Raw genomic sequence first — 19,788 nt, 5'->3', positions numbered from 1 at the left:
CCTCTAGCGCTTATCCATAAAGCGTCAATAGCTACAAATTCAGTAGCATTCAAACACCCTCAGACAAAGGATCTGTGGCCAATTGGCCCAGCGCCTCCACTCCCACCGGCGGCGTCGCCAGCCAGGGCAGCACATAGGTGCGCTGCGCCAGGCCGTTGGCAATGCGTGCGGCCTGCTGTTGCTCGCCCACCAGGCGCGCCTGGAGCAAGGGGTCTGAGGTGCCTGTGGCCGCCACGCTTTTGTTGATGACCCAGGCCCAGGGCTCGATGCGGGCGCGGCGCAGGTCGTCCTGCAAGGCCGCCGCCTGGCTCACTGGCGTCACCTCCGGCAGTGTGACGATGACCACATGGGTCATGTCGGCATCCTGCAGGCGCATGAGCGGCGTGATGATGTGTTTGGCCATAGCGCCGCCAGCGCGGCCTTCGTACTGCTGAGTCATCTGCCGGTGGTAGGCGCCGGTGGCGTCCATCAGCAGCAGGCTGTGGCCGGTGGGCGCGGTGTCCAGCACCACAAAAGCGCTCCGTGCCTCGTTCACCACGCGGCTGAAGGCGTGGAACACCGCCACCTCTTCGGTACAGGGCGACTGCAGGTCTTCCAGCAGCAGGGCACGGCCCGCGTCGTCCAGCGCCTTGCCGCGCGTGGCCATGATCTTGTCGATGTAGGCCTGGGTCTCCACCTGCGGGTCGATGCGCCCCACCTTGAGGCCGGGCAGGCTGCCGTCTAGCTGGCTTTGCACATGGGCCGCCGGGTCGGTGGTGGTGAGGTGCACACTGTGCCCGCGCTGCACCAGGCCCACGGCCAGCGCGGCGGCAATGGTGGTCTTGCCCACGCCGCCCTTGCCCATCACCATGATGAGGCCGTGGCCCTTGGCGGCCAGCGCATCGGCCAGCGCTGACAGCGGCTCGGCCTGCAACGCGACGTCCACTTTCACGGCGGTGCCGGCCTGGGTCACTGAACCACCGCCCAGCAACGCCCGCAGCGCGGGCAGGCCCACGGTGTCAAAGGCGCGCAGCGGCACCTCGTCGCGCGGCAGCTGCGCCAGGGCATCGGGCATCTGGTCCATGGCTTCGCGGCCCAGCGCTTCGATGGCGTCGGCCACGGCGTCCTGTCCCGGGCGGCTGGCATGGAACACGCCGTTGATGGCCAGGCGCTGGTTGGCCAGGCCCAGGGCGCGCAGCTCCAGTGCCGTGCGCGCGGCCTCCTGCATGGGGCGAGGGTCGGGGCGGGTGACCAGCACCACGGTGGTGAGGGCTGGGTCGCTCAGCGCGGCCAGGGCGGCGTTGAAGCGGGCCTCCTGCATCTTGAGCCCCGAGTGCGGGCCCAGGCACGAGGCGCCCCGGTCGTTGCCCGCCAGGAACCCGGTCCAGGCCTTGGGCAGGCTCAGCAGGCGCAGCGTGTGGCCGGTGGGCGCGGTGTCGAACACCACGTGGTCGAACACATGGCCGATGTCACTGCCCTCGCTGGCGAGCAGCGCGGCAAATTCGTCGAACGCAGCGATCTCGGTGGTGCAGGCGCCCGAGAGTTGTTCGCGCACCGTGGCACGCTCGTCGCTGGTGGCCGTGGCCTCCAGTTGCGCCAGCACACGCTGGCGGTAGGCCTCGGCAGCCGTGTCGGGGTCGATGTTGAGCATGTGCAGCCCTGGCACCCCGGGCACGGCCACCGGCTGGTTGGACAGCGGCACGCCCAGCATTTCATCGAGGTTGGAGGCCGCATCGGTGCTGACCAGCAGCACCTGCCGCCCGGCGTCTGCCAAGGCGATGGCCGCAGCGGTGGACAACGAGGTCTTGCCCACCCCGCCCTTGCCCGTGAAGAAAAGAAACCGCGTGGGTTGCGCCAGCAGGCCCAGACGAATCGAGGGCGAGTGGAGAGAGGCAGAGACTGAGTCGGCTGGTGTCATCCAATCAGCATGGCACAGACACCTGTCCTTGTCTTGCCGCAACGGCCCCGATGGCCCGGCCGCCCAACGTCCCGTTGACCTGAATCAAGAACCACGGGGCGCAAGGCCGTTCAGCCACGACCCCGTCCGCAGGCTATTCCTTGATGTTTGCAGCCTTCACGATGGCCGCATACCGAGCGCTTTCGGTCTGCACAAACCGCGCAAACTCGGGCGCGCTGCCCTTGCCGGGCACGGCCCCGCCATCGGCCAGCTTGGCGCGCACATCGTCCATGCGCAGCACTTCGCCCAGCTCGCGGTTCAGGCGTTCCACCACGGCGGGGGGCGTTTGCGCGGGGGCAAACAGGCCCGTCCACGAGACCATGTCAAACCCCTTGAAGCCTGCGGTCTCGGCCACGGTCGGCACATCAGGCAGCGAAGGCAGGCGCTGGCCGTCCGTCAGGGCAATGGCCTTGAGCTTCTTGCTGTGGATGTGCGGCGCCGCCGTCACGCTGATGAGCACGGCCAGGTCCACCTGGTTGCCGACCACATCGGTCACGATCTGGGCGCCGCCCCGGTAGGGCACATGCACCATGAAGGTCTTGCTCTGGTCCTTGACGCGTTCCATGGCCAGGTGCAGCACGGTGCCCACACCCGACGTGGCGTAGCTCAACTGCCCCGGCTTTTCGCGCGCCAGGCGGATCACGTCGGCCAGGTTGTTGGCCGGCAAGCCAGGGCGCGCCACGATCACCATGGGGGCGGTGGTCACCAGTCCCACGGGGGCCAGGTCCTTGAGCGTGTCATAGCGCACCGCCACCGGGTTCACCAGCCGCGCAATGGCGGCGGGGCTGTCGGCCCCCAGGACGAGGGTGTAGCCATCCGGCGCGGCCTTGGCGCCTTTTTCCATGCCGATGACGCCACCAGCGCCCGCCACGTTCTCAATCACCACGCTTTGCTTGAGGCGTTCGGCCAGCTTTTGGGCAATCAGGCGCGCCGTCACATCCACACTGCCCCCGGCGCTGAACGGCACGATGAGCGTGATGGGCTTGGCCGCTGGCCAGGCGGGCTGCGCCTGCGCGGCCACGCCAGTGCCCCCGGCCAGCAGCGCGGCAAACAGCTGCAAGGCGACGCGCCGTGGCAACAAAAACGAAGGTGGGGTGAACATGCGAAGACTCCTTCAGAGGGGTGCAACAGAAAAAGGACTGGCGGCCGCCAAATGCCCATCAAACGCCGCCAGCCACTGCGTACGCCACGCACGGCGCGTGCCATCGTCGATCCAGGCGGCATCCAGGCCGTTGACGAGAAAGCCGCGCAGGTCGGCCGCGCCAAACCCAAAGTCGCGCACCATCATGGCCCAGGCCTGTGTGGGGTTCACGTGGTGCAGCGTGGGGTCATCGGTGTTGGGATGGATGCGCAGGCCCGCCGCTGGCATGCGGCGGATGGGGTGGTCCAGCGCCCAGCGCTCAGGGGCCAGCGTGCGCAGGTAGTACGAATTGGTGGGCACCACGGTGAAGACGATGCCCCGGTCGGCGCATTCGCGCACCAGGGCTGGGTTGTCGAGCACCGTGTAGCCGTGATCAATGCGGTCCACCTGCAACACATCGATGGCCGTGCGCACGTTGTTCCAGGGCATGCCAAATTCGCCCGCATGGGCAGTGGTCTTGAGCCCCCACGGCGCGCCAGCGCATAGGCCGGAGCAAACCACTCGGGCGGGTGGTCCACCTCACGGTAATCAATGCCAATGCCAATCACCTCGTCGCGCCGATGGGCCAGCACCCATTCGACCATCTCGGTGGCAGCTTCGGGCGGGGCCTCGCGGTCAATCGCTGCGATCAAACGGCCGGTGATGCCGAAGTCGGCCTCGGCATCGGCAATGGCGCGCACGATGCCGCCCAGCGCCTGCGGATAGGCCAGTCCCGACTGCTGGGCGGTGCCCGTGGGGTTCCAGAAGAACTCGGCATAGCGCACCTGGTGCGCAGCGGCATCCTGCAGGTATTCGTAGGTCAGGCGGTGCAGGTCGTCGGGGCTGCGGATGAGTTCGGCGTCCAGCGCACGCAGCACCCGCAGCACGCCCACGGGCTTTTCGCCCCGGGTGTAGAAGGCCTCGATCTCGGCATCGCTGATGGCCGCGCCTGCCCGGCGCACCAGGTGGGTGAACGTCTCGCGCCGCACGGTGCCCAGCAAATGGCAGTGCAGCTCGACCTTGGGCAGGGCATGGAGAAAGGTGTACAGCGGGTCTGCGGGCGCAACAAAGGTGGGCATGGCCGCATGCTATGCAGCGCAGGGTGATAACGGAAGTGATTTAATTTGATGGCGCAATAAAAGCAATTTATGAGCAAGACCCCGGCAACACATTCCGCAACCGAGCCCTCGCCCACACATCGCACCCCCACGCTGCGCCAGTTGCGCAGCTTTCAGGCGGTGGCCCGGGCCATGAGCTTTCGGCAGGCGGCTGAGGCCCTGTCGCTCACGCAGCCCGCGCTGTCGGCCTCCATCCGCGAGCTGGAGGCCGTGCTGGGCGCCCCGGTGCTGGAGCGCAGCACGCACCATGTGCGCCTCACCCCGCAGGGTGCCCTGCTGCTGCCGCAGGTCGAGCGACTCATCAATGGCTACGAGCAAGGGGTGGATGGGCTGTTTCGCACGCTGCACGATGGCAAGCGCGTCCTGCGCGTGGCCGCCCTGCCCTCGGCCATGCACCTGCTGGCCGAGCCCCTGCGGCAGTGGCTGGCGCAGCACCCCGATGTGGACCTGCGCTTGTACGACCCGCTCAACGACGACCTGCTGGCCGCACTGCAGCGCGGCGAAGTGGACCTGGCGCTGGGTGTGGCGCTGGACTTGCCGCCGCAGATCGAAGCCATCGCCGTGGCGCAAGACGACCTGGTGGCGGTGCTGCCCGTAGGCCACCGGCTGGCACACCGTGCACGCCTGACCTGGCAAGACCTGGCAGGTGAGCGGCTGGCACTGTTTGCACGCGGCAGCACCTACGAGCTGGCCATGGCCACCTTGCGCCAGCATGGGGCCGATCTGGCGCGTGCCGACCAGCTGCTGTACAGCGAGTCGCTCTACAGCCTGGTGCGCTGCGGGCTGGCGGTGGGCGTGATCTCGCGGCTGTACACCCACAGCCTGCACGAAGGCGCCGTGAAGGTGTGCCCGCTGCAGGCCCCGGTGATCTCGCGCAAGGTGGCGCTCATGGTGCATGCCGCCCAAGATGCGCGGCCCCCGCTGGTGCAGGACTGCCTGGAGTTTCTGACCCGGGCGCTGCGCACGGGCTGAGCCTGGGGCCGCCCAACCCCGTGGATAGTCTCAGTGGTTGTGCGCAGCCCCGCTCACCAGCGTGACCACCACCATGCCGGCGATCAGCCAGGCGATCTGCGCAATGGTTTCGCGCGCTGTCAGGCGCTTTTGCAGCTGGGGGATCAGGTCGGCCAGCGCCACGTACACAAAACTGCTCGATGCCACGGCCAGGAAATACGGCAGGAAATCGTGCAGTTGACCCACCAGAAAGTAGCCCACCACCCCGCCCAGCGCCGTCACGGCACCTGCCAGCGACACCTTGACCAGCGCCATGCGCCGGTTGGGGCTGCTTTGGCGCAGCACCACCAGATCGCCCATGTGGTGAGGCACCTCGTGCGCCAGCACCGACACGGCGGCGATCACGCCCAAGCGGATGTCCGCCATGAAGGCCGAGGCGATCAGGATGCCATCGCCAAAGCAATGCACGCTGTCGCCCGTCAGCACCGCCCAGCCGCCCGCGCGCGGGCCGTGGTGGTGGTGCGCGTGGCCATGGTCATGGCCTTCGTGCCCGGCATGGGAATGCGCATGCCCGTGGGCAGGGTCGTGTTTTGCGGGCTCAGGATGGCTGTGCTCATGCCCGTGGTGCCACAGCTCGGCCTTGTCGAGCAAAAAGAAGAACACCAAGCCCACCAGCAGCGTGGCAAACAGGTCGTGCGCACCGGCCTGGCTTTCAAACGCCTCGGGCAAGAGGTGCATGAAGGCCGTGGCCAGCAAGGCGCCCGCCGCCAGGCTGAGCAGGTGCTGGGGGCCCACACTGTCGCCCCGCCCGCCCAGGCCCAGCCGCATGAGCAGCGCGGCCAGCCACACGCTGCCAATACCAGCGGCCAGGGTGGCCAGGAGAATTGCTACCAAAGTCATAGCTTCTTGTGCTTTATGGATAAGCGCTAGGGCTTGTTTTTACTTCAAATTTTCATGCCCTGCCGCAAGGGTAAAAAAAGCCGCCCATCGGGGCGGCTCAGGATGCGGCAGGAGGCCGTGGTGATCAAACCACGCCGTGTTTATTGAACCAGGCCAGCGCCCGCTTCCAGCCGTCCTCGGCCGCTTCCTTGCGGAAGCTGGCGCGGTAGTCGGCATGGAAGGCATGGGGCGCATCGGGGTACACCACAAATTCCGACGCCTTGGCCTGCGCGGAGCCGCTGGCCAAGGCGACTTTCATCTTATCAACCGTGTCAAGGGGGATGCCGGTGTCTTTTTCGCCATACAGGCCCAGGACCGGCGCCTTGAGGATGGGCGCGATATCAATCGGGTGCTTGGGGGTCAGTTCGCTGGCCTGCCCCACCAAGCGCCCATACCAGGCCACCCCCGCCTTCACCGGGCCATGCGCGGCATACATCCAGGTGATGCGGCCGCCCCAGCAAAAGCCGGTAATGCCCACACGCGCGGCGTCGCCGCCATTGGCAGCCGCCCAGGCCACGGCGCCATCCAAGTCGGCCATCACCTGGGCATCGGGCACCTTGGCCACCACGTCGGCCATGAGCTTGGCGATTTCAGTGTAAGAAGAGGCATCGCCCTGGCGCGCATACAGCTGCGGGGCAATGGCAAGGTAACCCGCCTTGGCAAAACGGCGGCAGGTGTCGGCGATGTATTCGTGTACGCCAAAAATCTCCTGAATCACCAGCACCACCGGCAATCCCGTCTTGCCGGCCGGCGCGGCGCGGTAGGCCGGCACCTTGAAACCATTGACCATGAAGCTCACCTCTCCGGCCGTCAGTCCGTCTGCCGGCGTGGCGATGGCCGTCTGGGCCATGACGGGCGCAGCAGCAGCCGCGTAACCCAGTCCCAGCGCGGCCTGCAGTGCAGTGCGGCGGGTGGCACCCGCATCGGTGGCGCGGCCGGGCAACAGCGCTCTGGCATCGGCATGGAGGTCGTCATTGAACATGGGGGTTCTCCAGAAAAAGTGGGGGTGGGCAAAGATAGAAAACTGCCAGCCCCGAAGTCTAGGGGGTTTACCGCAGCACTGCATTTTCGGATACCGGAAAACAGGGAGCGCTGCTAGACTTTCTGCGAACAGCCCCACATCCGCAGCGCACCCTCCGACCGATCAAGCCAGACAGCTCCACCCGCCAACCCCAACAGCAACTGCCCTAGCGCATGCATCGCACCATGAACCCCACCCCACCGCGTGGACACCTGCTGGCGTTGCTGGTGGTCTGGCTTTGCGGAGCGGGCGGCCTGGTGCTGCTGACCTGGACCCTGGCCCGTGAATCCATGGATGGGGTCACCCGCGCAACATCGGCCGCTGCGGGGCTGGGGCTGGTGGTCAGTGCCATCCTCTACTGGCGGCTGACGCAACAGGCACAAAAACTGGAGACAGCGGCCCGCGAGGCCCAGGATGCCGCCCAGCGCGCCAGCACGCAGCTGTCCGCCACCCTGGACATCCTGCCGGACGGACTGGCCATCTACGATGCCAACGACTGCCTGGTGCTGTGCAACACCCGTTACCTGGAGGTGAGCACAGGCACCTCGATGTCCGTCCAATACGGCACGCGGTTTGAAGACGTGTTGCGCCGCGCTGCCCGGTCAGGTCACATCGTCGCCGCCCGCCCAGACACCGAGACCTGGCTGGCCCATCGCATGGCCCGCCACCGCTCGCCAGGTAAGCCGGAGGTGCAGGAGATCGACGGCGACCGCTGGATGCAGATCACCGAGCGCCTCACCGACACCGGGGGCGTGGTGGTGCTGCGCACCAATATCACCGACACGGTGCTCAGGGAGCGCGCGCTCAAGCAAGCCTTGCACGACGCGGAGCGCGCGGAGCGCAGCCTGCGCGAAGCGGTCAATGCCATGCCGGCCGGGCTCGAAATCTACGATGAGAACGACCGGCTGGTGCTGTGCAACGACCAGATGGCACGCCTGCGCCCCCACTTGCCCGTAGAGCAGTCACTGGGCAAGACCTACGAAGACCTTCTGCGCGAAGGCTTGCGCCACGGAATTCCTGCCGAAGCCAGCGGGCAGGAAGAACTGTGGCTGGCCCACGAACTGGCCATTCGCGGGCATCGCCCGGGCGCCGAGGTGCGCCACTATCCCAACGGCGCATGGATGCACATGCACGAAAGCCGCACACCGTCGGGCATGACCGTCTGTGTGCGCCTGGACATCAGTGACCTGATCGAACAGCGCCACAAGGTGGAAACCGCCCGCCAGGAAAGCCAGCGCATCCGGCAACTGCTGGAACGGGCGGTCGAAGCCCTGCCCGTCAGCATCGAGATCTTTGACGATCAAGACCGGCTGGTGCTCTACAACCAGCAACTCTCGCGCATGTATCCGCACATGAACTACGCGGAACATCTGGGCAAAGGGTTTGCTGACATCCTGCGTTACTCGGTGGAGCGGGGCCTGATCCCTTCGGCCAAGGGTCGCGAGGAGGCCTGGATTGCAGAGCGCCTGTCTGAACACGGGAGCAGCACATCCACGCTGGTGCAACGGCTCGCCGACGGACGCTGGATCAATATCTATGAAACCCGCACCCCTGAGAACTACGTGGTGGCGGTGCGGCTGGACATCACCGATCTGATCGAACAGCGCCAGGCACTCGAAAACGCCCAGGATGCCGCCCTTCAGGCGCGCCAACTGTTGCAGGACGCGGTCGAATCCCTGCCGGAGGGCTTTGCACTTTTCGACGCGGACGACCGTCTCGTGGTCTGCAATGCGCAGTACCGGCGCATGTATTCCATCTCAGCCCCCATGATCGTGCCGGGCAGCACTTTCGAGCAGATTGCGCGCTACGGCGCCGAGCGAGGCCAATACCTGGACGCCATCGACCATGAAGAGGCCTGGGTGACACAACGTGTGGCCGACCACCGCGCCGCCCAGCGTGCCGTGCTGCAACGCCTGCCCGAAGGGCGCTGGGTGCAGGCCGATGAGCGACGCACCCCCCAAGGAGGCATTGCCGGCGTGCGCACCGATGTGACCCAACTCGTGCGCAAGGAGCAAGAGCTGGCAGCGGCCAACGCCAAGCTGGCCCTGCTGTCCACCACCGACGGCGTGACCGGCATCGGCAACCGCCGCCGGTTTGACGAACGCCTGGCCACCGAATGGATGCGCTGCGGACGGCACAGCCTGCCGCTCGCCCTGATCCTGATCGACATCGACCACTTCAAGCTCTACAACGACCACTTTGGCCACCTGGCTGGCGACGAATGCCTGCGCCGCGTCGCGCAATTGCTGCAGGGCACCATTCGGCGTGCCGACGAGGTGGCCGCCCGCTACGGCGGCGAAGAGTTTGTCCTGCTGCTGCCGGATGTCCCCCTGGCCGACGCCGTGACGGTCGCGCAGCGCTGCATGGAAAACCTGCACGATGCCGCCTTGGCACACCCCCGCTCGCCCACCGCGCCGGTCATTACGCTCAGCATGGGCATTGCGAGTGTCATACCCCACCCAGAGACGGGGTCTGACACCTTGGTGCAAGCTGCCGATGCAGCCCTGTACCGTGCCAAATACGGGGGCCGCAACCGCTTCGAGGTCTTCAGCCCACCGCAGTGACCGGGGTGCCTGCGGGGCGGGTACAGAAACCGCTTCTTCGCATTCTTCGCAGGACAACGCCAATGAATATTTTGCTGACCGGCTCCACCGGTTTTGTGGGCCGTACCGTGGCCGCAGCACTCACCCGCGCCGGGCACCAGGTGCACGGCGGTGTATCCCCCCGGCACCGGTCGCCGCATGCCTTGCAAGTGCCCATGGATTTTGCGCACGACACCACGGCACAGGCCTGGGTGCCCCGTCTGGCGGGTATCGATGCGGTGGTCAACGCGGTGGGGGTGCTGCGCGACAGCCGCGCGCGCCCCATCGACGCCGTGCACCAGCACACGCCCTCGGCCCTGTTTGACGCCTGCGCCCAGGCGGGCGTGCGGCGCGTGGTGCACATTTCGGCACTGGGCATTGAAGGCAGCGCCACCCGTTATGCCACCACCAAACGCGCTGCCGACACGCACCTGATGGCACTGGCCGGGCAAGGGGTCGTGCAGCCCGCCATCCTGCGCCCGAGCGTCGTGTTTGGCAAAGGCGGCGACAGCAGCGCCCTGTTCATGAACCTGGCGCGCCTGCCGCTCGCGCTGTTCCCGGGCCCCATGCTCACAGCGCGGGTACAGCCGGTGTCGGTACACGACCTGGCCGCCACCATCGTTGCGCTGCTGGGGCCCGCCATCGCCACCCAGGGCATCATTGAATGCGCAGGGCCTGAGGCGCTGACCATGGGCGACTTCATTGCCAGCCTGCGCCAGCAACTGGGCCATGGCAAAGCCCATGTGCTGCGCCTCCCCGACCCGCTGACCCAGCTGAGCGCCCGCCTGGGCGACGCGGTGCCGGGCGTGCCCTGGTGCACCGAAACCCTGAGCATGCTGGGCAGCGACAACGTGGGCAACCCGGCACTGTTCCAACAGCTGCTGGGGCGCAAGGCGGTGCACTACAGCGAGCTGGTGGCTACCGCCTGGCGTTGAGCGCAGTACCGCCGGGGTGGTTGGCGCCCAATACACAGACCAATCACCCTCTAGCGCAGGCTTTGCATGCCCTGATAGCTATTTATTTAATAGCAATCTACCAACCGATGGGCTCACCCGGCCCTGGATACACCAGGAACCCGACAGGCCCGCCACGCCACGGGGGCACACGCTACAGCGACATCGACGGCCGCGCCGCCATGGCCGTGCGCCAGCGCAGCAGGTGCGGGTGCTGTTCGCCCGGCTTGTGCTTGACCACGCGCGCAAAATCCACCGCCACCACGGCCGTGATGTCGGCCATGCTGAAGCGGCCGGCGGCAATGAAGTCGCGGCCCGCCAGGCGCTCATTGAGCAGGTGGAAGAACTGCGCCACCCGCACCAGCCCGCGCTCGGCCAGCGCCGGGATTTGCGGGTAGTCCACCGCGCCCGGCAAGGCCCGGTTGGCCATGGCGGGCGCACTGTTGCGCAGCGCCTCGGCAATGGCTTGCAGTCCCTCAAACTCCATGCGCCAGTTCCAGCTGGCGATCTCGGCCTTTTCTGCAGGGGTTTCGCCCAGCAGTGCCGGCTGCGGGTAGCGCGCCTCCACATACGCCGCAATGGCCGCGTTGTCGGTCAGCAGCAAACCGTCGTCGGTGCGCAGCGCGGGCACCGTGCATTGCGGGTTGATCTGCCGGTAGGCATCGCCCATCTGCTCACCGCTGCGCAGGTCCACCTGCACGGTGTCGTGGGCAATGCCTTTTTCGGCCAGCAGGATGCGCGCGCGACGCGGGCTGGGCGCCGTGGCGCAGTCGTAGAGGGTGATCATGGTGGCGTCCTGCAAAGCGCTCATTGTGCGGATGATGAAGAACCCGACGCGGCAGCCTCGATCTTGTCCTGCGTCTTCGTATCAAAGTCGCTGGCGTCATGCCGTTCGCGCAACTGGTTGGCCGGGTCGCCATTGACGCGATTCACCTTGCGCCCCCGCTGCACCGCGGGGCGCCTGGCAATCTGGTCGGCCCAGCGCACCACATGGGTGTATTCGTGCACTTGCAAAAACTCGCCCGCGTCATAGGCCTGGCCTTTGACCATCAACCCATACCAGGGCCAGATGGCGATGTCCGCCACTGTGTACTCGCTGCCAATCAAAAACTCGTTGTCGGCCAGGCGCTGGTTAAGTACATCGAGCTGGCGCTTGACCTCCATCGCATACCGATTGATCGGGTATTCGTATTTCTCGGGCGCATAGGCATAAAAGTGCCCAAACCCGCCACCCAAAAACGGCGCGCTGCCCATCTGCCAGAACAGCCAAGACAGGCACTCGGCGCGCGCCGCGCCACTGGTGGGCAGAAAGGCATTACCGAACTTCTCGGCCAGGTACATCAAGATAGCGCCGGACTCGAACACGCGCACCGGGTTGGCGGCATCGCTGCGGTCCAGCAGCGCAGGGATTTTGGAATTCGGGTTCACGCCAACAAACCCGCTGCCAAACTGTGCCCCCTCATTGATGCGAATCAGCCACGCGTCGTACTCTGCCCCGCTATGGCCCAGCGCCAGCAGCTCTTCCAGCATCACCGTCACTTTCACGCCATTGGGAGTGCCCAGCGAATACAGCTGCAGCGGGTGCCGCCCCACGGGCAATTCCTTGTCATGCGTGGCCCCGGCAACGGGCCGGTTGATGCTGGCGAATTGCCCGCCGTTTTCCTTGTTCCATTGCCAGATGGCGGGTGGGGTGTAGGGGGTCGGATGGGTCATGAGAGGGGCACCAAATAGGGGGTGAAAAGAAAGGGTGAAGCGGCTTGCGCCATGGCGCCGCTGTGCGAAAAAAGTGTAGCGACGGAGCAAGGCGGTGTCTGTCAAAGCCCATCAAACCCTTCCACCGGCTCAGGGGATGTGGTCGCCTCGGCGGGCGATGTTGCGCAGGCCCCAGCCCCTCATGGCCCGAACAACCATTCCTGCCAAAGACATGTTTTGCCTTCAAAAAACAGCATTCGGTGCCTGTTTCATCCAAAAAATTCGGGTTAACCCCAAAAAATTCGCCCCTCATTGTTTCCAATACTGGAACAGTTAGTTCGCGACCGGGTAGTTTTTCTCTGAACACCATCGGCGTACAGTTCAACCCATCGATGAGCCGAACCCGCAAGGCGACTCACCGAACCCGGTTTGAAGCAGTCATTTCTTCTTGCTCTTTGCTCCGGTTTTTTGAGCCGCTTTTTAACTTCAAGGATTTTCATCATGAACAACACCGCACGTTTCCTCTCCATCGCCGCTGTCGCCGCTTTCGCTTCTTTTGGTGCCCAGGCCGACGAAGCCGATGCTTCGCAATTTGCCACCAAGTTTGAAACCAACCGCACCCGCGCTGAAGTGACTGCTGAAGCCGCTACCGTGGCCCAGACCCGTTCCATCGAGCCTGCTGGCTCGCGTGTCGTGACTTACAAGTCCACGGCTGACCGCGCTGCGGTGCGTGCCCAGGCTGCTGACGCTGTGCGTACTGGCCAGATCCCTTCGGGCGAGCGCGGTTGATTCTTTTTGAATCCGCTGTTCCCCTGTTTGCGTATTTGTCAGTACCTCACCCCCATTTTTTGAATTTCACTGGAGTTTCACCATGAACAAGACTGCCCGTTTCCTGTCTATCGCCGCTGTGGCCGCTTTCGCTTCTTTTGGTGCACAGGCCGACGAAGCCGATGCTTCGCAATTTGCCACCAAGTTTGAAACCAGCCGCACCCGCGCTGAAGTGGCTGCTGAAGCCGCTACCGTGGCACAGACCCGTTCCATCGAGCCTGCTGGCTCGCGTGTCGTGACTTACAAGTCCACGGCTGACCGCGCTGCGGTGCGTGCCCAGGCTGCAGAAGCCCTGCGCACCGGCCAGATCTCGTCTGGCGAAATCGGCGCGATGTGATCGATTGAGTTGCGGGCCTTCCCATGGTGGCGGTCCCTAGCATTGGCGGGGGAGCTGCCATGGGGAGTGTTTTCACCGCCACTGCTGTGCATGAAAACAAAAAGGGCTCCCATCGGGGAGCCCTTTTTATTGGCCGCTGAATAATCAGCTATCAAAAATATAGCTTCTTGCGCTTTAAGGGAAAGCTCCAGGGGCCAAAAACACTCAAATTGACGCCCTGCCGCGCTTGCGCTGGCAGGCTCAATGCGCCTTATCCCAATTCACCCCCACCCCCACCTCCGCCAGTAACGGCACCTTCAGCGCCGCCACCTCCGCCATTAGGCGCGGGATATGGCTCTTGAGCCAATCCACCTCGCCCTCCGGCAGCTCAAACACCAGTTCATCGTGCACCTGCATGATCATCTGGATGTCCGGCTTGTGGGTATCGAGCTCTTTCTGCACGGCCACCATCGCCAGTTTGATCAGGTCCGCCGCCGTGCCCTGCATGGGCGCATTGATGGCGGCGCGTTCGGCCCCGGCGCGGCGGGGGCCGTTGGGGGAGTTGATCTCGGGCAGGTACAGGCGGCGGCCGAACACGGTTTCGACGTAGCCCATGGACTTGGCTAAAGCCTTGGTTTCATCCATGTACTGCTTCACGCCGGGGTAGCGCTGGAAGTATTTGTCGATGTACGCCGCAGCGGCCTTGGTCTCAATACCCAGGTTCTTGGCCAGGCCAAAGCTGCTCATGCCGTAGATGAGGCCAAAGTTGATGACCTTGGCGTAGCGGCGTTGCTCGCTGGTGACCTGGTCCACCTCTACCCCAAACACCTCGGCAGCGGTGGCGCGGTGCACGTCCAGCCCGGCGTGGAAGGCATGCAGCAGCGAGTGGTCGCCGCTCAGGTGGGCCATGATGCGCAGCTCGATCTGCGAGTAGTCGGCGCTGGCAATCACGCAGCCTGCGGGGGCCACGAAGGCTTCGCGCACGCGACGGCCTTCGGGAGTGCGGATGGGGATGTTCTGCAGGTTGGGGTCGTTGCTGGACAAGCGGCCAGTCACGGCCACGGCCTGCGCGTAGTGGGTGTGCACGCGGCCGGTGCGTGGCAGCGCCAGCTGGGCCAGCTTGTCGGTGTAGGTGCCTTTGAGCTTGACGAGGCCCCGGTGCTCCAGCAGCTTGGCGGGCAGGGGGTAGTCCTCGGCCAGTTTTTCCAGAACTTCTTCGTCGGTGCTGCGGGCGCCGGTGGCGGTCTTCTTCACAACCGGCATGCCCAGTTTGTCGAAGAAGATTTCGCCCAGTTGCTTGGGGCTGCTCAGGTTGAAGGGCTGGCCTGCAATCTCGTACGCCTCGGTTTCGAGCTGCAGGATGCGCTGGCCCAGTTCGTGACTCTGGTTGGCCAGGGTGGGCGCGTCAATCAGGACGCCGTTGCGCTCAATGCGGTAAAGCGTTTCGCTGCTGCGCATTTCCAGCTCGTAGATGAAGCGCAATTTTTCGTCAGCCTGCAGCAGGGGCCACAGGGCGTTGTGCACGTCCAGGGTCTGGTCGGAGTCTTCGCACGAGTAGGCGGCGGCTTTGTCCACGGGCACCTGCGCAAACGGGATCTGGTGGGCGCCTTTGCCGCACAGGTCTTCGTAGGTGATGCCTTTGCGGCCGGTGTGGCGCTCGGCCAGGCTGGTCAGGTTATGGGGCTTGTGCACTTCGAGCACGTAGCTTTGCAGCATGGTGTCGTGCGCGTAGCCCTGCACCTCGATGCCGTGGTTGGCGAACACATGGCGGTCGTACTTGATGTGCTGGCCCAGCTTGGGGTGCCTTAAGTCTTCCAGCCAGGGCTTGAGGCGGGCGAGCACTTCATCCAGCGGCATTTGCGCGGGCGCATCGGGGCCTTCGTGGCGCAGGGGAATGTAGGCGGCCTCACCGGGCTGCACGCTGAAACTGATGCCGACGATTTGTGCGCGCATTTCGTCGAGAGAGTCTGTTTCGGTGTCGATGGCCGTGAGCGGGGCTTTGTGCAGGCGCTGCAGCCACTGGTCAAAGTCGGCCCAGTTCAGGATGGTGTCGTACACCACCGTGCGGTGCTGGGCTTCTTCGGCCACGGTGCTGGCGGAATGATCGGCAAACAGGTCGCCGCTTTGGCCGGGCATGGCGACGGTGGGGGCTGCAGCCGCTGGGGCCGCTGCGCCCTTGATCGCGCTGGCCAGGCCCTTGAAGCCGTATTTTTCGTAAAACGGCAGCAAACCAGCGCTGTCTGGCGCGTCGAGTGTGATGTCGTCAAACGCGGGCAAACCGGGGATGTAGTCGGCCAGCGCGCAGTCGGTCTTCATGGTGACGAGCTGGCGGCTCAGGGCCAGTTGGCCGCTGGCAATGGCTTCGCGCAGGTTGTTGCCTGCCACGCCCTTGATGGCGTCGGCGTTCGCAATCAGGTTGTCGAGCGAGCCGTATTCTTCCAGCCACTTGGCGGCCGTTTTGGGCCCCACCTTGGTCACGCCGGGCACGTTGTCCACGGTGTCGCCCACCAGGGCCTGGTAGTCCACCATCAGCGTGGGTGGCACGCCAAACTCTGCTGTCACGCCCGCCACGTCGCGGCGCTTGCCGCTCATGGTGTCGATGATGGTGATGTGCTCGTTGACCAGCTGGCTCAGGTCTTTGTCGCCGCTGGACACGATGACCTCAATGCCCTGTGCGGCTGCTGCGTTGGCCAAGGTGGCGATCACGTCGTCGGCCTCCACGCCAGGCACGGCCACCACCTTCCAGCCCAGCAGGTCCACCACCTCGTGGATGGGCTCGATCTGGCTGCGCAGGTCGTCGGGCATGGGCGAGCGCGTGGCCTTGTATTCGGTGTACAAGGCATCGCGGAAGGTGGGGCCCGAGGCGTCGAACACGCACACGGCATAGTCGGCATGCACCTCTTTGCGCAGCGCCTGCATCATGTTGATCATGCCGCGGATGGCGCCTGTGGCGGCGCTGCTGGGGTCACCCGGCACGGCCCGCAGGTCGGGCATGGCGTGAAAGGCGCGGTAGAGGTAGCTGGAGCCATCCACCAGCACCAGGGTCTTTTTGTTGCTCATGCAGCGATTGTGCCCGCCCCTGCCACACCCGGGCAGCGCTCTACAATCGCCCGATGCGCGCTGTTCACCTTCTTTTTCTGCTGGGCATGGCCTCCGGCACCGTCTTTGCCCAAAATTCAAGTCAAACCGCCCCCCAGGGCGCTACAGACAAGCGCGAGGTGCTGCAAAATCAAGAGCAGCCATCGGGCCGCGCCAACCAGCGCACCGAGCGCATCCAGGTGGAAGATGCAGGCAGCCGGGTGGATGAACTTCGCGTCGGCGGTCAGACGCAGACGATTTCGGTGCAGCCCAAGGCGGGCAACCTGCCGGGGTACGAAGTGCAGTCACCCGATGGCGCCCGCAGCCGTGCGGGCAGCAACAGTGGCGCAGAAACCACCACTGCGCCCCGCGTCTGGAACGTGCTGAAGTTCTGAGCCCAGGGGGCTGCAGCGCACCTGCCGCTGCACGCAGCACTGCCGCGTCTTCCTTTCGCACCCGCCAATTCCTCCCTCACTTTTTCGATACCTTCTGAGCGATGGCTGTTTTTACCGAAGTCTCCAATACCGAGGCGCGCGATCTGCTGTGCCGTTTACAACTGGGTGAGCTGGTGGAGCTGCGTGGCATCGAGGGCGGTATCGAGAACACCAACTACTTTCTCACCAGCGACCAGGGCGCTTTCGTGCTCACGCTGTTCGAGCGGCTCACCGCCGAGCAGTTGCCTTTCTATCTGTACCTGATGAAACACCTGGCGCATGCCGGTGTGCCTGTGCCAGACCCCCGTGCCGACAAAAACGGCGACATCCTGCACTCCGTATGTGGCAAGCCCGCTGCCGTGGTGAACAAGCTGCATGGCAAGAGCCAGCTAGCGCCACAGGGCGCGCACTGTGCGGCCGTGGGCACCATGCTGGCACGCATGCATCTGGCGGGACGCGACTTTGACAGGCACCAGCCCAACCTGCGCGGACTGCCCTGGTGGAACGAAACCGTGCCCGTGGTGTTGCCACACATTGGCGAGGCGCAGGCCGCTCTGCTGCGCTCGGAGCTGGCCTACCAGAACCACGTGTCCGCCAGCTCGGCCTATGCTGCCTTGCCCAGGGGCCCGGTGCATGCCGACCTGTTCCGCGACAACGTGATGTTTGATGGCGAAGAACTCACGGGGTTTTTCGACTTCTACTTTGCGGGCGTGGACACGTTTCTCTTCGACCTGGCCGTGTGCCTGAACGACTGGTGCATCGACCTTGCCACCGGCGTCCACGATGCCAAGCGCGCCAGCCGCATGCTCGACGCCTACCAGGCCGTGCGCCCGCTCACGGCGGCTGAACGTGAACTGCTGCCCGCCATGCTGCGCGCCGGTGCGCTGCGCTTTTGGATATCGCGCCTGTGGGACTTCTACCTGCCCCGTGAAGCCTCCATGCTCACGCCCCACGACCCCACACATTTTGAGCGCGTGCTGCGGGGCCGGATTGCGCGTCCCGTGCACCCACGCTGACCGCTGGGCCGTGGAGGAGTCGCCGCACCAAAGCCCCCTCCCCTAGGCCTGTTTACGCCCTGCGTGGTGGCCGGATTGAGGCACTGCGGTAAATTCGATGCCTTGGCGCCACCACCGGGCCTGGCCTTTCTGTGGCCAACATGGGGCCCTGCGCAGGTGCAGGCCTTCTTTTCCTCTCCAACGCATTCATGAAACTCCACATCGTCCCCGCCCGCACTGGCATGGCCTGGGTCAAGCTCGGCATCCGGGCGTTCTGGCGGCAGCCCATGGCGCTGGCAGCGCTGTTCTTCATGACCATGGCCTCCATGTCGCTGGCCACCATGATTCCCCTGGTGGGCCCTGCGATTGCCTTGGCTCTGCTGCCGTCGGCCACTCTGGCGATGATGGTGGCCTCAGCGCAGGCCTCGTTGGGAAAGTTTCCGACCCCTGCCCTGTTGCTGGTGGCGTTTCGCACCGGCCAGCAGCGCCTGCGCGACATGCTGGTGCTGGGCGCGCTGTACGCTGGGGGGTTCCTGGCCATCATGGGCCTTTCGGCCCTGCTGGACGGCGGGCAGTTTGCCCAGGTGTACCTGGGTGGTGCCCCGCTGACCAAGGAGGTGGCCGAAGACCCAGCCTTCCAGAGCGCCATGTGGCTGTCCATGATGTTGTACCTGCCGCTGTCGCTGCTGTTCTGGCATGCACCGGGGCTGGTGCACTGGCACGGCGTGCCGCCGGTCAAAGCGCTGTTCTTCAGCATCGTGGCCTGCGTGCGCAACTTTGGCGCCTTCGTGGTCTATGGGCTCGGCTGGTTGGGCGTTTTCCTGCTGGGGGGTCTGGTGGTCAGCCTGGTCTCGGCGCTGCTTGCGGTGGCAGGGCTTGCCGGATCGGCGGCCGGTGGCATCATGGTGGGAGCCGCCATGATGATGGCTGCCATGTTCTTCACGTCGGTGGTGTTCACCTTCCGTGATTGCTTCGAACCTCCTTCCACAACCGTGCCCGAGGCGCCCCATGACGAGCCACCACCACCCGCATCAACTCCTGGGCCGCTCTGAGGACGAACTGGCCTGGTTCCGGCGGCGCAGCCTCATGCAGGCCGCAGCGCTGTGGATGGCGTCCGGCGGATGGGCCGCAGCCCATGCCCAAGCGCGCAGCAACATCGTGGAGTTGCGCGGTGATGTGCTGCGCAACGGTGAGCCCCTGACCAACCAGCACACCGTCGTCGCGAGCGACCGCATAGAGACCGGCCCCGGTTCGACCGCTGTTTTCAGCATCGGAGACAGCGCCTTCATGGTGCGACAAAACTCGCGCGTGGCGCTGGAGAGCGACACCCCCACCGCCGTCAAGGTGCTGCGCGTGCTCAGCGGTGCGGTGGCCAGCGTGTGGGGGCGCGGCACCGACCGCCAGATCATCCTGCCCACTGCCACCGCAGGCATCCGTGGCACGGGGGTGTATGCCGAGGTGTTTGCCGATCAGGGCCAGCGCGGCTACCTGTGCAACTGCTATGGCACGGTGGACCTGACATCTGGCAGCGAAAGCGTGGTCAGCCAGTCGTCCTACCACCAGTCGTTCTGGGCCGAACCCACGCCGCGCAATGGCCGCCTGCTGACACCGGCAGGCGCCATCAACCACACCGACGAAGAGCTGGAATTTCTGGCGGGCCTCGTGAACCAGCGCACGGCTTGGCAAATCACCGGGCGCAAAGGCAGCAAGGATGGCAGCGGCGGGGCCTCACCCAGCTATTCATCCGGCCCACCGGGCTCCCGCGACTGAGCAGTTTCTGGCGGGCAAAGACGGACCAGGCCCACCACCATCCCGGCCTGCCGGC

General features: G+C 65.4%; 16 protein-coding genes and 1 pseudogene. 9 read left to right on the top strand and 8 right to left on the bottom strand.

Going from position 1 to position 19,788, the window contains the following annotated elements; all coding sequences use genetic code 11:
• Positions 1–49: 49 nt before the first annotated feature.
• From arsA to add, 3 genes and pseudogenes are all read right to left on the bottom strand, one after another.
• Complete coding sequence (gene arsA, locus CLU85_RS07365; protein WP_232727757.1) at positions 50–1,897, bottom strand: arsenical pump-driving ATPase; 1,848 nt, start codon at positions 1,895–1,897, stop codon at positions 50–52.
• A gap of 133 nt (positions 1,898–2,030) precedes the next feature.
• Positions 2,031–3,038: a tripartite tricarboxylate transporter substrate binding protein gene (locus CLU85_RS07360; RefSeq protein WP_100409699.1), complete on the bottom strand. Its 1,008-nt coding sequence runs from the start codon at positions 3,036–3,038 to the stop codon at positions 2,031–2,033.
• Positions 3,039–3,050: 12 nt separating this feature from the next.
• Positions 3,051–4,135, bottom strand: a pseudogene (add, locus tag CLU85_RS07355) (adenosine deaminase).
• Between the two features lie 69 nt (positions 4,136–4,204).
• On the opposite strand from add, the gene CLU85_RS07350 reads away from it, so the two are divergent.
• Positions 4,205–5,146: a LysR family transcriptional regulator gene (locus tag CLU85_RS07350; protein ID WP_100409698.1), complete on the top strand. Its 942-nt coding sequence runs from the start codon at positions 4,205–4,207 to the stop codon at positions 5,144–5,146.
• A gap of 30 nt (positions 5,147–5,176) precedes the next feature.
• Here CLU85_RS07350 and CLU85_RS07345 read toward each other — a convergent pair whose 3' ends face one another.
• Positions 5,177–6,025: a ZIP family metal transporter gene (locus CLU85_RS07345; RefSeq protein WP_100409697.1), complete on the bottom strand. Its 849-nt coding sequence runs from the start codon at positions 6,023–6,025 to the stop codon at positions 5,177–5,179.
• A gap of 124 nt (positions 6,026–6,149) precedes the next feature.
• Positions 6,150–7,046, bottom strand: coding sequence for a dienelactone hydrolase family protein (locus tag CLU85_RS07340; protein ID WP_100409696.1), 897 nt, complete (start codon positions 7,044–7,046; stop codon positions 6,150–6,152).
• 224 nt (positions 7,047–7,270) lie between these two features.
• On the opposite strand from CLU85_RS07340, the gene CLU85_RS07335 reads away from it, so the two are divergent.
• Both CLU85_RS07335 and CLU85_RS07330 read left to right on the top strand, forming a co-directional pair.
• Positions 7,271–9,649, top strand: coding sequence for a GGDEF domain-containing protein (locus CLU85_RS07335; protein ID WP_100412415.1), 2,379 nt, complete (start codon positions 7,271–7,273; stop codon positions 9,647–9,649).
• Positions 9,650–9,711: 62 nt separating this feature from the next.
• On the top strand, positions 9,712–10,602 hold the full coding sequence (locus CLU85_RS07330; RefSeq protein ID WP_100409695.1) for an NAD-dependent epimerase/dehydratase family protein: 891 nt from the start codon (positions 9,712–9,714) through the stop codon (positions 10,600–10,602).
• Positions 10,603–10,774: 172 nt separating this feature from the next.
• Here CLU85_RS07330 and CLU85_RS07325 read toward each other — a convergent pair whose 3' ends face one another.
• Positions 10,775–11,407 (bottom strand): glutathione S-transferase family protein, encoded by a 633-nt coding sequence (locus tag CLU85_RS07325; protein WP_100412414.1) that lies wholly within the window; start codon positions 11,405–11,407, stop codon positions 10,775–10,777.
• 20 nt (positions 11,408–11,427) lie between these two features.
• The gene (gene yghU / locus CLU85_RS07320) at positions 11,428–12,333 is read right to left on the bottom strand and encodes a glutathione-dependent disulfide-bond oxidoreductase (protein WP_100409694.1); all 906 of its coding nucleotides are present in this window, start codon (positions 12,331–12,333) and stop codon (positions 11,428–11,430) included.
• A 480-nt stretch (positions 12,334–12,813) separates the two neighbouring features.
• On the opposite strand from yghU, the gene CLU85_RS07315 reads away from it, so the two are divergent.
• Together CLU85_RS07315 and CLU85_RS07310 are read left to right on the top strand one after the other, a co-directional pair.
• Positions 12,814–13,101, top strand: a complete 288-nt coding sequence (locus tag CLU85_RS07315; protein ID WP_100409693.1) for a DUF4148 domain-containing protein — start codon at positions 12,814–12,816, stop codon at positions 13,099–13,101.
• Positions 13,102–13,183: 82 nt separating this feature from the next.
• Positions 13,184–13,477 (top strand): DUF4148 domain-containing protein, encoded by a 294-nt coding sequence (locus tag CLU85_RS07310; RefSeq protein ID WP_100409692.1) that lies wholly within the window; start codon positions 13,184–13,186, stop codon positions 13,475–13,477.
• Positions 13,478–13,717: 240 nt separating this feature from the next.
• Here CLU85_RS07310 and polA read toward each other — a convergent pair whose 3' ends face one another.
• Positions 13,718–16,516 carry a DNA polymerase I gene (gene polA / locus CLU85_RS07305; protein WP_100409691.1) on the bottom strand — a complete coding sequence of 933 codons (2,799 nt, stop codon included), beginning with the start codon at positions 16,514–16,516 and terminating at the stop codon, positions 13,718–13,720.
• A gap of 53 nt (positions 16,517–16,569) precedes the next feature.
• On the opposite strand from polA, the gene CLU85_RS07300 reads away from it, so the two are divergent.
• The 4 genes from CLU85_RS07300 to CLU85_RS07285 all read left to right on the top strand — a co-directional run bounded on the left by CLU85_RS07300 (position 16,570) and on the right by CLU85_RS07285 (position 19,733).
• The gene (locus CLU85_RS07300; protein WP_100409690.1) at positions 16,570–16,929 is read left to right on the top strand and encodes a hypothetical protein; all 360 of its coding nucleotides are present in this window, start codon (positions 16,570–16,572) and stop codon (positions 16,927–16,929) included.
• A gap of 101 nt (positions 16,930–17,030) precedes the next feature.
• Entirely contained in the window at positions 17,031–17,984 is a 954-nt protein-coding gene (locus CLU85_RS07295; RefSeq protein ID WP_100409689.1) for a homoserine kinase, read from the top strand.
• A gap of 188 nt (positions 17,985–18,172) precedes the next feature.
• The gene (locus tag CLU85_RS07290; protein WP_100409688.1) at positions 18,173–19,015 is read left to right on the top strand and encodes a BPSS1780 family membrane protein; all 843 of its coding nucleotides are present in this window, start codon (positions 18,173–18,175) and stop codon (positions 19,013–19,015) included.
• A complete protein-coding gene (locus CLU85_RS07285; protein WP_100409687.1) occupies positions 18,972–19,733 on the top strand; it encodes a FecR domain-containing protein in 762 nt (253 codons plus the stop codon). Before CLU85_RS07290 ends, CLU85_RS07285 begins: the two co-directional genes overlap by 44 nt.
• Positions 19,734–19,788: the final 55 nt, after the last annotated feature.

This window comes from Acidovorax sp. 69, from assembly GCF_002797445.1.
Lineage (GTDB): Bacteria > Pseudomonadota > Gammaproteobacteria > Burkholderiales > Burkholderiaceae_C > Acidovorax.
The sequence above is the reverse complement of the archived record's forward strand: the minus strand, read 5'-3'. Positions and strand labels throughout refer to the sequence as shown.